This is a genomic window from Streptomyces sp. NPDC102279 (genome assembly GCF_044766365.1).
Classification (GTDB): Bacteria; Actinomycetota; Actinomycetes; order Streptomycetales; family Streptomycetaceae; genus Streptomyces.
Genome location: NZ_JBIWLU010000005.1, coordinates 427439 through 441128, shown reverse-complemented (window position 1 = coordinate 441128; position 13690 = coordinate 427439). Strand labels below are relative to the sequence as shown.

Annotated in this window: 13 protein-coding genes; 6 read left to right on the top strand and 7 right to left on the bottom strand. The window is 72.1% G+C overall.

Annotated elements, in window-relative coordinates; genetic code table 11:
- Positions 1–67 precede the first annotated feature (67 nt).
- Positions 68–538, top strand: a complete 471-nt coding sequence (mscL, locus tag ACIRQH_RS14830) for a large conductance mechanosensitive channel protein MscL (protein WP_404226035.1) — start codon at positions 68–70, stop codon at positions 536–538.
- 22 nt (positions 539–560) lie between these two features.
- On the opposite strand, the gene ACIRQH_RS14825 is transcribed toward mscL, so the two are convergent.
- Positions 561–743 (bottom strand): hypothetical protein, encoded by a 183-nt coding sequence (locus ACIRQH_RS14825; protein ID WP_081217781.1) that lies wholly within the window; start codon positions 741–743, stop codon positions 561–563.
- 124 nt (positions 744–867) lie between these two features.
- Here ACIRQH_RS14825 and ACIRQH_RS14820 point away from each other — a divergent pair, with 124 nt between their 5' ends.
- From ACIRQH_RS14820 to ACIRQH_RS14805, 4 genes are all read left to right on the top strand, one after another.
- Positions 868–2091 (top strand): low temperature requirement protein A, encoded by a 1224-nt coding sequence (locus ACIRQH_RS14820; RefSeq protein ID WP_404226033.1) that lies wholly within the window; start codon positions 868–870, stop codon positions 2089–2091.
- Between the two features lie 64 nt (positions 2092–2155).
- Entirely contained in the window at positions 2156–3184 is a 1029-nt protein-coding gene (locus ACIRQH_RS14815) for a P1 family peptidase (protein WP_404226031.1), read from the top strand.
- A gap of 226 nt (positions 3185–3410) precedes the next feature.
- Positions 3411–4586 carry an Ig-like domain-containing protein gene (locus tag ACIRQH_RS14810; RefSeq protein ID WP_404226162.1) on the top strand — a complete coding sequence of 392 codons (1176 nt, stop codon included), beginning with the start codon at positions 3411–3413 and terminating at the stop codon, positions 4584–4586.
- Between the two features lie 157 nt (positions 4587–4743).
- On the top strand, positions 4744–5493 hold the full coding sequence (locus ACIRQH_RS14805) for a DUF6227 family protein (protein ID WP_388872591.1): 750 nt from the start codon (positions 4744–4746) through the stop codon (positions 5491–5493).
- Positions 5494–5519: 26 nt separating this feature from the next.
- Here the strand turns inward: ACIRQH_RS14805 and ACIRQH_RS14800 are convergent, their stop codons facing one another.
- The 5 genes from ACIRQH_RS14800 to ACIRQH_RS14780 form a co-directional block, all read right to left on the bottom strand.
- Positions 5520–5777, bottom strand: coding sequence for a hypothetical protein (locus tag ACIRQH_RS14800; protein WP_358818028.1), 258 nt, complete (start codon positions 5775–5777; stop codon positions 5520–5522).
- Positions 5778–5886: 109 nt separating this feature from the next.
- Positions 5887–7980: a fructose-specific PTS transporter subunit EIIC gene (locus ACIRQH_RS14795; protein ID WP_404226028.1), complete on the bottom strand. Its 2094-nt coding sequence runs from the start codon at positions 7978–7980 to the stop codon at positions 5887–5889.
- A 130-nt stretch (positions 7981–8110) separates the two neighbouring features.
- Positions 8111–9064 carry a 1-phosphofructokinase gene (pfkB, locus tag ACIRQH_RS14790; protein WP_388930715.1) on the bottom strand — a complete coding sequence of 318 codons (954 nt, stop codon included), beginning with the start codon at positions 9062–9064 and terminating at the stop codon, positions 8111–8113.
- An 83-nt stretch (positions 9065–9147) separates the two neighbouring features.
- A complete protein-coding gene (locus ACIRQH_RS14785) occupies positions 9148–9909 on the bottom strand; it encodes a DeoR/GlpR family DNA-binding transcription regulator (RefSeq protein WP_388930714.1) in 762 nt (253 codons plus the stop codon).
- Positions 9910–10208: 299 nt separating this feature from the next.
- Entirely contained in the window at positions 10209–11762 is a 1554-nt protein-coding gene (locus ACIRQH_RS14780; protein ID WP_404226025.1) for an MFS transporter, read from the bottom strand.
- Positions 11763–11824: 62 nt separating this feature from the next.
- On the opposite strand from ACIRQH_RS14780, the gene ACIRQH_RS14775 reads away from it, so the two are divergent.
- A complete protein-coding gene (locus tag ACIRQH_RS14775; RefSeq protein ID WP_358818047.1) occupies positions 11825–12799 on the top strand; it encodes a YafY family protein in 975 nt (324 codons plus the stop codon).
- Between the two features lie 57 nt (positions 12800–12856).
- On the opposite strand, the gene ACIRQH_RS14770 is transcribed toward ACIRQH_RS14775, so the two are convergent.
- Entirely contained in the window at positions 12857–13543 is a 687-nt protein-coding gene (locus ACIRQH_RS14770) for a TetR family transcriptional regulator (RefSeq protein ID WP_388872642.1), read from the bottom strand.
- Positions 13544–13690 lie beyond the last annotated feature (147 nt).

Genomic DNA, 13690 nt, shown 5'->3' with positions numbered 1-13690 from the left:
CGCCCGGCAGGCCCTGCCGTAGGTTTCGGAGCTGCTTGTTCCACGACTTGTGCAGAGAGGCCTCCTGGTGAGCGAGAAGCAGCAACCCGGCGTCTGGGAGGGCTTCAAGGCCTTTCTGATGCGCGGCAACGTCATCGACCTGGCCGTCGCGGTCGTCATCGGTGCAGCCTTCACCAACATCGTCAACTCCGTGGTGAAGGGCATCATCAACCCGGTGGTCGGGGCCATCGGGACGAAGAACCTCGACAATTACAACTCTTGTCTGCAGGCCCCGTGCACCGGCACCGGCGACAACGCCAAGGGCATCCGCATCATGTGGGGTTCGGTGCTGGGGTCCACGCTCAGCTTCCTGATCACGGCTGCCGTCGTGTACTTCCTGATGGTCCTGCCGATGGCCAAGTTCCTGGCCCGGCAGGCCGCCCGTCAGAAGGCGAAGGAGAGCACCCAGGAAGTCATGGACGTGACCGAGCTGGAGGTGCTCAAGGAGATCCGCGACGCGCTGGTCGCCCAGCGGGGCAACGGCCACCGCGAAAGCTGACGACGGGGCCCCCGGGCCGCGCTCAGATGTGGTGGGGCGGCTTCTCGTCGAGGAAGCGCTTCAGGTCGGCGGCACTGTCACCGGTGCTGTCGGCCTGCTCTCCCCATCCGCGGTCCGTGTCGTCCGAGGACTGCTGGCTCAGCGGGTCGTCGAAGACCAGCGCCGGCTTCGGATCGCGCGGTTCGGAGGCGGGGGCGGTACTCATGCCTCCAGAGTACGTCGCGGGCGGCGGCGGCCCGGCCCGAAGCCGTACGGGGGACTTCGGCGCCACGGCCACCGGAGATCGTCTTCACACGAATTCGCGCCGCTTTTCTGCTGTGCTTGACCGCATGACCTCCCGTTCCACTCCCGAGTCCACCGCGGCGGCACGGCCCGCGGGCCGTCGGCCCCTGCGCAGAATGACCGCCCGCGGGCGCGACGAGGCCCACCGGGTGGCGTCGCCGCTGGAGCTCTTCTTCGACCTGTGTTTCGTGGTGGCCATCTCCCAGGCCGGCGCCGAGCTGGTGCACGCCGTGGCGGAGGGGCACGCGGGCAAGGGCATCCTCAACTACGCGATGATCTTCTTCGCCATCTGGTGGGCGTGGATGAACTTCAGCTGGTTCGCGTCGGCGTACGACAACGACGACGTGCTCTACCGGGTCGTCACGCTGGTACAGATCGCGGGCGTGCTGGTACTCGCCGCCGGGGTGTCGAAGGCGTTCGAGAGCCATGACTTCCTGGTCGTCTGGATCGGCTACGTGATCATGCGGCTGGCGATGATCGCGCAGTGGCTGCGGGTGGCACGGTCCACGGAGGGCGCCGAGAGAACGATGGCGCTGCGGTACGCGGGCGGTGTGCTGCTCTGCCAGATCGGCTGGCTCGGCCTGCTGTTCACGCCGGAGGCGGGCCGGCCCTGGGTGTTCCTGGTCGTGGCGATCGCCGAGTTGTGCGTCCCCCTGTTCGCGGAGAAGGACCATCCGACGTCCTGGCACCCGCACCACATCTCCGAGCGGTTCGGGCTGTTCACGATCATCGTGCTGGGCGAGACGATCGCCGCTGCCACGGTCGCGGTGAAGTCGGCGGTGGACGAGCACGACGCGCTGGGCGAGCTGCTGCCGATCGCGGCGGGCGGACTGCTGATCGTGTTCTCCGCCTGGTGGATCTACTTCGTGGTGCCGATCCACGGCCACCTGCGGACCAGCGGTCAGGCGTTCCTGTGGGGGTACGGGCACTATCTGATCTTCGCGTCGGCCGCCGCGATCGGGGCCGGACTGGAGGTCGCGGTCGAGCAGGCGGTCGGCGCGGCACACATCTCGACCCTCGCCGCGTCCGCCGCGGTGACGTTGCCGACCGCGCTGTACTTCCTCGCCGTGTGGGTGCTGCACTCCCGCTACTTCAAGGTGGGCATCGGTCAGCAGCTCGTTCTGCCGACCACCGCCCTGCTGGTCATCCTGTGCACCTTCCTCGGCGACTGGGCGGTGCCCGCCGCGGGGATCGTCGCGGCGCTGGCCGTGGCTCTGGGTGTGGTGCTGACGGCGCGGATGGTGGCGCGGGAGGCGACGGCGAACGCGTAGGCACGCGGGAGTCGAGGTCCTCCGGTGCCGCTGCCCGGGGCCGGGGCCGGGGAACACTGGGCGCATGACAGTTGACGCTCTGACGGATGTGGCCGGTCTTCGGGTGGGACACGCGACGCGTACCGGCGACGGGTGGCTCACGGGGACGACGGTCGTCCTCACCCCCGAGGGCGGTGCGGTCGCCGCCGTGGACGTGCGGGGCGGCGGGCCCGGCACCAAGGAGACCGACGCGCTCGATCCCCGCAACCTCGTGCAGAAGGTCGAGGCGGTGGTGCTGACCGGCGGCAGCGCCTACGGGCTGGACGCGGCGTCGGGCGTGATGGCCTGGCTGGAGGAGCGGGGGCGAGGCGTGCGGGTGGGCCTCGATCCGCTGCACGTCGTGCCGGTCGTTCCCGCGGCCTGTGTCTTCGACCTGGGCCGGGGCGGGGGTTTCCGGTGCCGGCCGGACGCGGCCACCGGACGGGCCGCGGTCGAGGCGGCGGACGCGAGCGAGCCGGGCGCCGAGGTGCCCGAGGGAGGGGTGGGCGCGGGGACGGGGGCGGTGGTCGGAGAGATCAAGGGCGGGGTCGGGACGGCGAGCGTCGTGCTGGAGTCCGGCATCACGGTCGGCGCGCTGGTGGTGGCCAACGCGGCGGGTTCGGTGGTGGAACCGGAGACGGGCGCGTTGTACGGGGAGTTGATGGGGGGACGTGCCGCGTATCCGGCCGCGCCGGTGCACCAGGCCGCTCGGCGGCGGCTCGCGGAGACCGCCGCGAAGAACGCGCCGCCGCCGCTGAACACCACGCTGGCCGTGGTCGCGACCGACGCCGAACTGACGCGCGCGCAGGCGCAGAAGCTCGCGGGCACGGCGCACGACGGGATCGCCCGCGCCGTGCGGCCGGTGCATCTGCTGAACGACGGGGACACGGTGTTCGCGCTGGCCACGGGCGCCCGTCCGCTCGACACGGGGAACCCGCTCGCGTTGAACGAGATCCTGGCGGCGGGCGCGGACGTGGTGACGCGCGCCATCGTGCGGGCCGTGCGCGCCGCCGGTTCGGTGGACGGACCGGGCGGGGCGTGGCCGTCGTACGAGGAGCTCTACGGAAGGGGGTAGGGCCTGAGGCGGACGGCGGGCCCCGGGGGTGTCCGGCCTTCTGGGCTGGGCGATTGTCCTGGTTCTGTCACGTGACGGTCCCCGGCCCGAGTCGACGGGAACCCCTCACGGCGCCGCTCGCTCTTTCACCCCGTACCGCAGCGGACGCCGCAGACGACGACAACGGGGAGCAGCCGTGACAACGCCGAACAGGACAGCACGCGCACTGGGGGCCTGTGCCGCCCTGATGATCGGCGCCCTCACCCTCACCGCCTGCGGAGGCGACGCCAGCGCCGACACCACGGGCGGAAACGACGGCAAGGGCGGCGAGAACTCCGCCCGGACGTCCACGGCGCGGATCGTCATCTCGGCCAAGGACGGCTCGACGAGCGCGTCCATCAACGCGACGGGCGTGAAGGTGAGCCACGGCAGGCTGACCGACGTGAAGATGACGGTCGCCGGGACCGGGACGGCCGTGCCGGGGGCGGTTGCGGCGAACGGCGGCTCATGGAAGCCGAAGCAGCAGCTGGAGCGGGGCACGAAGTACCAGATCTCGGCGACGGCGAAGGACGCCGACGGGCGGACCGCGGCGGCCAACTCGATCTTCACCACGGTCTCTTCGAGCAACAGTTTCATCGGCACGTACGCACCGGACGACGGGGCCACGGTCGGGGTCGGCATGCCGGTGTCGTTCACCTTCGACAAGGCGATCGGCGACAAGAAGACCGTCCAGTCGCACATCGAGGTCACCTCCAGCAGCGGCCAGCGGGTCGTGGGCCACTGGTTCGGGGCGCAGCGCCTCGATTTCCGGCCCGAGGAGTACTGGAAGGCCGGCTCCAAGGTCAGCATGAAGATCGACCTGGACGGGGTCGAGGGCGCCAACGGCGTCTACGGGGTGCAGAAGAAGACCGTCACCTTCACCGTCGGCCGCTCCCAGGTCTCCACGGTCGACGTGAACACCCAGACGATGACGGTCGTACGGGACGGAAAGACCGTCAAGCGCGTGCCGATCTCGGCGGGCAGCCCCGAGCACACCACGTACAACGGGCAGATGGTGATCTCGGAGAAGTTCGCGCGGACGCGGATGAACGGTTCGACGGTCGGGTACGGCGGCGAGTACGACATCCCCGACGTGCCGCACGCGATGCGTCTGACGGCGTCGGGGACGTTCATCCACGGCAACTACTGGTACAGCCGCGGGGACGCGCCCTTCGGCCGGCAGGGCACCAGTCACGGCTGTGTCGGTCTCGCCGACGAGCAGGGCACGCAGGGCGCCACTCCCGCCAAGTGGTTCTTCGACAACTCACTCGTCGGGGACGTCGTGACGGTCAGGAACTCCCCCGACAAGACGGTCGCGCCGGACAACGGGCTCAACGGCTGGAACATGTCGTGGAGTGCCTGGACCACCGGAAGTGCCGTCTGACGAGGGCCTTTTGAGGGACGGGCGGGTCGTGCGGGAACTCCCCGCGCGGTCCGCCCGTTTTCCGTCCGTACGTTTTCTCGGTTCGCGGACATGATGTCCGACCGAGGGGCTACGGTATGCACCCACAAGGTGACATGCAGCAACGCCGGGAGAAACCTTGAGCGTTCCGTACGAGACAGCAGCGTACGAACCACCCGAGTCGCCCGAGTCTCCGGAGGAGCATCTCGAAAGGCTTCTGGGCCGCGCCCTGAACTCGTTCGAGCTGCCCGACGAGACGATACGGCTTCTCGACTGCGCGCTGGCGCACGACAGCTCGTTGCACTCCGCGCACCACAGCGCCGGACTGCACCGGGAGACGTACCGGCACACGTGGCTGCTCTCCGACGGCTCCGCCGTCACGCTGTGGGAGCTCGTGCACAACACGGCGGTCGGCCGCGACGCACAGCACGAGGTGTACATCGACGAGGAAGAGGTGCGCGCGGCCACGGCCCGGCTCGCTCTCCCGCCGGACGCGCCGGACTTCGAACTGCCCGCGTTCGTACAGCTGTCGTCGATTCCGGAGCCCCGGCACACGTACGTGCCCGACGCCTCCGCCGATCACGTGCGTCGGCTCCTGCGGCGCGCGGAGAACGCGGACGGGCCGGACGCCGAGCTCTCGGCGCTGCTGCTGACGGAGGCGTTCGCGCACCAGATCACCCAGGCCTTCGGCCGCCCCGGACGCACCGGACAGGCGGGGCTGTCCTTCTCGCTGTACGAGCACGCGTTCCTGTTGCGGGACGGGCGGGAGATCTCCCTGTGGGAGGTCGAGCACACCGCGACACCGGACCGCCGGCACATGTGCGAGGTGTACGCGACGGAGGACGCGGCGCGGGACGCCATGGAGCGGCGCGCGGCCCGACTCGGCTGACCGTGGGGTGACCCCGCGGGCCCGCCCTACGGACGGCTGTCGCTGAACTGCCGTACCAGGCGCGCGAAGGCGGCACGTTCCTCGGGAGTGAGTTCCACGGATTCCGAGTCGGGGCCGGAGCGGCGCTGACCGGGCAGTGCCCGGAGCGCATCGCCGGGCTGCGGCGCCACGGCGCCGGAAGGACCGCCGCGCAGCAGGCGGGCCAGGCCGACGACCCAGACGACGGTCGCCAGCGCGAGGAACGCCACGCCGGTCAGCTGGAGGATCGACACGTGCTCGGGCATGCGCCCCAGTAGACACCACGGTCCGGGACTTTGGCCCCGGACCGTGACGCATCTCGCAGAAGCGGTGAACGCCTCACAGCTGCCCCAAAGGGGCACTGTGACGGGCGGTTCAGGCCGCGACCGGCTCCTTCGAACCGGCCGGGGGCGCCGCGGTGGTGCCGGCGCTCTCGACGCCCGTACCCGTCGGCGACTGCTTGCGCAGGCCCTTCAGGACGACGACCAGAGCGGTGCTGACGCCGACACCGGCGGCGATGGCGATCAGGTAGAGGAACGGATTGCCGATCAGCGGAACCACGAAGATGCCGCCGTGCGGGGCACGCAGCGTGGCGCCGAACGTCATCGACAGGGCACCGGTGACGGCGCCGCCCGCCATCGCGGAGGGGATGACGCGCAGCGGGTCCGCGGCGGCGAAGGGGATCGCGCCCTCGGTGATGAAGGAGGCGCCCAGCACCCAGGCGGCCTTGCCGTTCTCGCGCTCGGTCGGGGTGAAGAGCCGGGCTCGCACGGTCGTCGCGAGGGCCATCGCCAGCGGCGGGACCATGCCCGCCGCCATCACGGCCGCCATGATCTTCATCGCCGAGTCGCCGGGGTTCGCGACGGCGATCCCGGCGGTGGCGAAGGTGTAGGCGACCTTGTTGACCGGGCCGCCGAGGTCGAAGCACATCATCAGGCCGAGCAGGGCGCCGAGCAGGACGGCGTTCGTGCCGGTGAGGCCGTTCAGCCAGTCGGTCATGCCCTTCTGGGCGGACGCGATGGGCTTGCCGATCACCACGAACATCAGGAACCCGACGACCGCCGAGGAGATGAGCGGGATCACCACCACCGGCATGATGCCGCGCACCGCCGCCGGGATGCGGACCTTCTGGATCGCCATCACCACGCCGCCGGCGATCAGGCCCGCCGCGAGTCCGCCGAGGAAACCCGCGTTGATGGTGAGGGCGATCGAGCCGCCGACGAAGCCGGGGACGAGGCCGGGCCGGTCCGCCATGCCGTAGGCGATGTAGCCGGCCAGGACCGGGATCAGGAAGTTGAAGGCGACGCCGCCGATCTGGAACAGCAGCGCGCCCCAGCTGTCGGCCTGGGTCCACACGAAGTGGTCCATGACGGACGGTGCCTTGTTGACCTGCCAGCCGCCGATCGCGAATCCGAGGGCGATGAGCAGACCGCCCGCGGCGACGAACGGGACCATGTAACTCACCCCGGACATCAGCCAGGTGCGGAGCCGGGTGCCGTAGCCCTCGCCGGCTTCGCCGGTGCGCTCGACGGGCGTGCCGGGGACCGGTCCGGCGGTGACCTCACCGCGGGCGGCCTTCTCCCGTACCTCGGCGACGAGTTCGGCGGCCCGGTTGATGCCCGCCTTCACACCGACGTCGACGGTCGGCTTTCCGGCGAAGCGTTGCTTCTCCCGTACGGGCACGTCGTGCGCGAAAACCACACCGTCCGCCGCCGCGATCACCGCCGGGTCGAGGCGGGTGAAGCCGGCGGATCCCTGCGTCTCCACGACGAGTTCGACCCCGGCCTCGCGGCCGGCGTTCTCCAGTGACTCGGCCGCCATGTAGGTGTGCGCGATGCCGGTGGGGCAGGAGGTGACAGCGACGACACGGAACGGGCGGCTCGCCGGAGCGGCGGTGGCGCCCGGTGCCGGGGCGCCCTCGGCCGAGGCGGCGCCCTCGGCGGAGGCCGCCGCCTCGGCCGAGGGCGCGGAGGCCTTCGGCCGCTCGGCGCTCTCGGCGCGTGCGGGGACGTCCTCGGGCGCCGGGGACCGGTCGCCGCGGATGAGCGCCACCGCGGTCTGCGTGTCGTCCACGGCCCGCAGTGCGGCGGTGAACTCGGCGTTCGTCAACTGCCGGGCGAGCGCCGACAGGATGGTGAGGTGGGCGTCGTCCGCGCCCGCCGGAGCGGCGATCAGGAAGATCAGGTCGGCGGGACCGTCCGGTGCGCCGAAGTCGATCCCGGCGGTCTTGCGTCCGAAGGCGAGCGTCGGTTCCGTGACGTGTTCGCTGCGGCAGTGCGGGATGCCGATGCCGCCGTCCAGGCCGGTCGGCATCTGGGCCTCGCGGGCGGCCACGTCGGCCAGGAAACCGTCCAGGTCGGTGACCCGGCCCAGGGCGGCCATGCGCTCGGCGAGGGCACGTGCCGCCGCCTCCTTGGTGTCGGCGGACAGGTCGAGATCGACCAGGTCCGCGGTGATCATCTCGCTCATCGCGGGCTCCTTCGCACGCGTATCGCCCGGGGGGAGTCATGGGCGGGGACGGACGTGGGGACGGGGACAGACAGGGGGACGGGGATGGGGGTGGGGACAGGGGTGCGCGGTTCGGCGGGGGCGGGGCCGGTCATGACACCGGCTCCGTCAGGGGGCGGGACTCCGGGATCTCCGTCGTGACGGTCACGGTGTCCGGGGCGAGGTCGTCGGGGCCGGGCATCACGCTGCCGGGGAGCTGGACGGCGGCGGCGCCGTGCGCGACCGCGGAGGCGAGGGCGTGCGGCCCGCCGCCCCCGGCGATCAGGAACCCGGCGAGCGAGGAGTCACCGGCGCCCACGTTGCTGCGTACGGTGTCGACGCGGGCGCTGCCGAACCAGGTGCCGGCGCCGTCGACGAGCACCTGCCCGTCGGCGCCCAGGCTCGCGAGCACGGCGCGCGCGCCCATCTCGCGCAGTTCCTCGGCCGCCTTGACCGCGTCGCCGACCGTGGCGAGGGGACGGCCGACCGCCGCGGCGAGTTCCTCGGCGTTGGGCTTCACCACGTCCGGCCGCTCGCGCAGCGCCGCGAGGAACGCGGGGCCGGAGGTGTCGAGGGCGATCCGGGCGCCCGCCGTGTGGGCCCGGGCGACGAGTTCGGCGTACCAGGAGGGGGCGAGTCCGCGGGGCAGGCTGCCGCAGCAGGTGATCCAGCCGGTGTCGGTGGGACGGTAGGCGCGGCGGACGGTCTCCAGCAGGAGTTCGGCCTCGGCGGCGGAGAGGTCGGGGCCGGGCGCGTTGATCTTCGTCAGGGTGCCGTCCGGCTCGGCGACCGAGATGTTCGAGCGGGTGGCCCCGGCGACCGGGACCGGAGCGACCTCGATGCCCTGGGCGGCGAGGAGTTCGGCGACGAGCGCGCCGGGGGCGCCCCCGAGGGGCAGGACGGCGACCGTGTGCCGTCCTGCGGCGGCGACCGCTCGCGAGACGTTCACGCCCTTGCCGCCCGGGTCCACGCGTTCCCCGGTGGCCCGGATGACCTCGCCGCGGTCGAGCGCCGGGACCTCGTACGTGCGGTCCAACGAGGGGTTGGGGGTGACGGTGAGGATCATGCGCTCTCGTTTCTCGGCACGTGGCTCTCGGCTCTCGGCTCTCGGCACGACGTGCCGCACTCCATGGGGTCCGACGACAGGCCCTAGACGCGGAGCACTTCTGTGCCGCCGCTCTCGACGGCGGAGGCGTCCTCGGGGTCGAGCCCGCGGTCGGTGATCAGCAGGTCCACCTCGCCGAGGTCGCCGAAGCGCGCGAAGTGCTCCTGGCCGCTCTTGGAGGAGTCCGCGAGCAGGACGACCCGGCGTGCGGCGTGCAGGGCGGCGCGCTTGACGGCGGCCTCCGCGAGGTCGGGCGTGGTCAGTCCGCCGGTCGGCGAGAAGCCGTTGGCGGCGACGAAGACGACGTCGGCGCGGATCTCGGCGTACGCGCGCAGCGCCCAGGCGTCCACCGCGGCACGCGTCCGGGTGCGCACGCGTCCGCCGACGAGGTGGAGCTGGACGCCGGGGTGGTCGGCGAGACGGGCGGCGATCGGGAGGCTGTGGGTGACGACGGTGAGCGTCGCCTCCAGCGGGAGGGACGCGGCGAGCCGGGCGACCGTGGAGCCGGCGTCCAGGATCACCGTGCCGTCGTGCGGCAGTTCGGCGATCGCGGCCTCGGCGATACGGTCCTTCTGGCCGGCGGCGGTCGACTCGCGCTCGGCAAGGTCCGGCTCGAAGTCCAGGCGGCCCGCGGGGATCGCGCCGCCGTGCACCCGGCGCACCAGTCCGGCCCGGTCCAGCGCCTTCAGGTCCCGCCGGATGGTCTCCGCGGTGACCTGGAACGTGTCGGCCAGCGACAGGACGTCCACTCGGCCGCCGTCACGGGCGAGCCGCAGGATCTCCTGCTGCCGCTCCGGTGCGTACATGTCCGTTCGCCTCCGCCTGATGTCCGAACCTGTGGTTTCGCACGGAGGCTACGCGCGAATGTCCGACAAGTAAACAGGTTCGGGCTGGGTTCGGGCATGAACGGACATCGAGAGGACGCGTGGAGGTCGGGCGGCCGGGCGCACGGGAGGGAGCCGGGGTTCACGGGCGGCCTGGGCTCGCGAGCGGCCGAGGGCCGCGGGCAGCCGGGGCTCGCCGGAGGGAAGCCCGAAGGGGCCCGGCACCTGAGGTGCCGGGCCCCTTCGGCTGGCCGACGCGAGGGTCAGCTCTTTCAGCCCTCTCAGCCGACGAGTTCCGGCTGCTTCGGGTCGGCCTCTCCCGTCACGACCTCGTCCTCCACGCCCTCGACGTGCTGAGCGGGCTTCTTGGGCAGCGCGAACATCACCAGGAAGATGACGACCAGGACCGCGGCGACCCAGCCCAGCGCGTGCTGGAAGGCGTTCGCGAAGGCGGGGCCCACCTGGGCGAGGGTCAGACGGTCGCCGATCTCGCCGAAGAAGACGACCGACACCAGGCCGAGGCCGAGCGCGTTGCCCATCTGCTGCACGGTGTTGATCAGACCCGACGCCGAGCCCGCATGCTCCCGCGGGACCTCCGAGAGCACGGCGTCCGTCAGCGGGGCGACGATGAAGCCCATGCCCGCGCCCATGACCACCAGCGGAAGGGCCATCTGCCAGGAGGCGATGTCCATGCCGTACCGGTCGGACTCCCAGATGTAGAGCAGGACTCCGAGCGCCATGAGCAGGGCGCCCGCCTGGAGCACCTTGCGTCCGAAGCGCGGGACCAGCAGCTGCACGGACATGCCCGCCGCGGCCGAGACCGCGATCGAGAACGGCACTCCGGTGAGCCCCGCCCGCAGCGCGCTCCAGCCGAGGCCCTCCTGCATGTACAGCGTCCAGACCAGGAAGAAGATGCCGAGCGCGATACCGAAGACGGTCTGCACGGCGATGCCCGCCGCGAAGCTCTTCACCTTGAACAGCGACAGCTCGACGAGCGGCGAACCGTCCCGCGCCGCCTTCCGCTTCTCGTACGCCACCAGCGCCGCGAACACGACCGCGGAGCCGGCCATCGACAGGTACCCCCACAGCGGCCAGCCCAGCTCACGGCCGCGGGTCAGCGGGTAGAGCAGCATCAGCAGGCCGAGGGTGACGAGGGCGACGCCGACCAGGTCGAGCTTGAGGGCGCGCGGGGCCTTGGACTCGCTGATGAAGCGGCGTCCGAGGATCAGCGCGACGACGCCGACGGGCAGGTTGATGAGGAAGATCGGCCGCCACTCCAGGCCGAAGAGGTTCCACTCGGTGAGCAGCGCGCCGAGGAGCGGGCCCGAGACGGCGCCGAGGCCGACGATCGCGCCGAACAGGCCGAAGACCTTGCCGCGTTCGTGCGCGGGGAAGGTGGCGTGCACGATCGACAGCACCTGGGGCACCATCATCGCGGCCATGGCGCCCTGCAGGATGCGCGAGGCGACGAGCATCTCCGGGTTCACCGCGAAGCCGCACAGCGCGGACGCGATGGTGAAGCCCGTTATGCCGAGGAGGAAGAGCCGCTTGCGGCCGTGGATGTCACCGAGTCGCCCACCGGTGATGAGTCCCGCCGCGAAGGCCAGCGCGTATCCGGCGGTGATCCACTGGATCTGGCTGAACGTGGCTTGCTCGTTCCGCTGGATCGAGGGGATCGCGATGTTGACGATCGTGACGTCGACCAGGTCCATGAAGGCCGCGGTCATCACGATGGCGAGGGCGAACCAGCGCCGCCGGTCGGCCGCGGTGCCGACGGCCGGGCCGCCGGGAAGATCGGAGGTCTCTGTCGCAGAGGACTCGGTGGAGGAGGTCATGCGGTCAAGCTAGTCCCCCATTAGGTCAGATCGTGTCCTACTTGTACGGCACCCTGGAGGGCATGACGACGGACACCCCGGCGCGGCTCCTCCAACTCCTCTCCCTCCTCCAGACGCCCCGCGAATGGCCCGGCGGCGAGCTGTCCGAGCGGCTGGGGGTGTCCCGGCGCACGGTTCGCCGCGACATCGACCGGCTGCGCGAGCTGGGCTATCCGGTGCAGGCGAGCAAGGGCGCCGACGGCGGATACCGGCTGGTGGCGGGCAAGGCGATGCCGCCGCTCGTCCTCGACGACGAGGAGGCGGTGGCGATCGCGGTGGGCCTGCGGGCCGGTGCCGGTCACGCGGTCGAGGGCGTGGACGAGGCGTCCGTACGGGCACTCGCCAAGTTGGAGCAGGTGCTGCCGTCCCGGCTGCGGCACCGCGTGTCCACGCTCCAGGCCGCGACGACACCGCTGACCAGCGGAGACGGCGCGAGCATCGCCCCCGAGACGCTGACCGTGATGGCGTCGAGCGTGGCGGGTCGGGAGCGGCTGCGGTTCGCCTACCGCTCGGGGGACGGAACCGCGTCGCGGCGGCTGACCGAGCCGTACCGGCTGGTGTCCACCGGCCGCCGCTGGTACCTCGTCGCGTACGACCTCGACCGCGAGGACTGGCGGACGTTCCGCGTCGACCGCGTCTCCGAACCCGTCGCGACCGGCGCCCGGTTCGCGCCGCGCGAGCTGCCGACCGGGAGCGCCGCCGAGTACCTGCGCCAGTCGGTGTACCGGCGCCAGGAGACGTACGCCTTCGACGTCACCTTCGCGGCGCCTGCCGACTTCGTCACCGCACGCCTGCCCGCCTGGCTCGGCGCCCCCGAACCGGTCGACGAGCACACCTGCCGGCTCCGCGCCTCCTCCGGCGACTCCGTGGAGTGGCTGGCGGTACGGATAGCGATGGTCGACTGCGAGTTCACGGTCCATGAGCCCAGGGAACTGGCCGACTACGTAAGGGACTTGGGTGCCCGACTGAGCCGCGCGGCGGGCGGCGCCGGGGACTGACGCCTTACGTGGGGGACGTGAGGGACGTGAGGGCGGCTGACCCGCCCGCCCGGCCGCTCATCGCCCCGTTCGCATGCTCCACGGGAAGTCGTCCAGCGCTTCGAGGTTGCGCAGCGCGAGGGCGACGGGGCCGGCCGGTCCGTCGGAGGTCGCGTCGCCCGCCGCCCAGGCCTCGACGGCCACGCGGACGGCCGCGCTGGCCACGGCGGCCGTGAACCGCAGCCCGGCGTCGAGATCGGCGACGGCCGGAAGCCCGGGCGCCCCGGAGCCCTCGGCCGCCACCCGACCGCGTCCCTCGCCCGGTGTCCCCGCCTCGCTCACCTCGGCCGCTGCCCCCGCCGTCCTTGCCGTCCGCGCCGCCAGCACCGTCGCGAGCGTCCGCTCCGCCGTCTGGCACGCCTCGCCCCAGACCCGCAGCAGGGCCGGGTTCGCCTCGGCCAGCCTCAGCAGGGAACGGACCCAGTCGAGGGACTCGTACCGGACACCGACGCCCGGGGTCAGGGTGGAGACAACAGCGTGCCGGAGCGCCTCGGGAACGGGCAGCGGGGCCGGTGCGTCGCGGACCGCCTCGGCCCAGCGCTGGGCACCGGCGGCGAAGAGCGGGCCGAGCGACTCCTCCTTGGCGGCGAAGTACCGGTAGAAGGTGCGGGGTGCGATTCCGGCCGCGCGGGCGATGTCCTCGGCGCGGGTGGCCCGCAACCCGTTGCGCATGAAAAGACCAGCGGCGGCCCGGGCGATCTCCATCCGGGTGGCCGCCTTGCGCCGCTCGACGAGCGAGGGGCCTTCCAGGGCCGCCCGCTCGGCGGGGTCGGAGGCGGTGCCGGAGCCCGCTCGGCCGGTCGAGGCGCGTGCCTCACGTTCACTACCGCTCACGAACGGCAGGCTATGCCG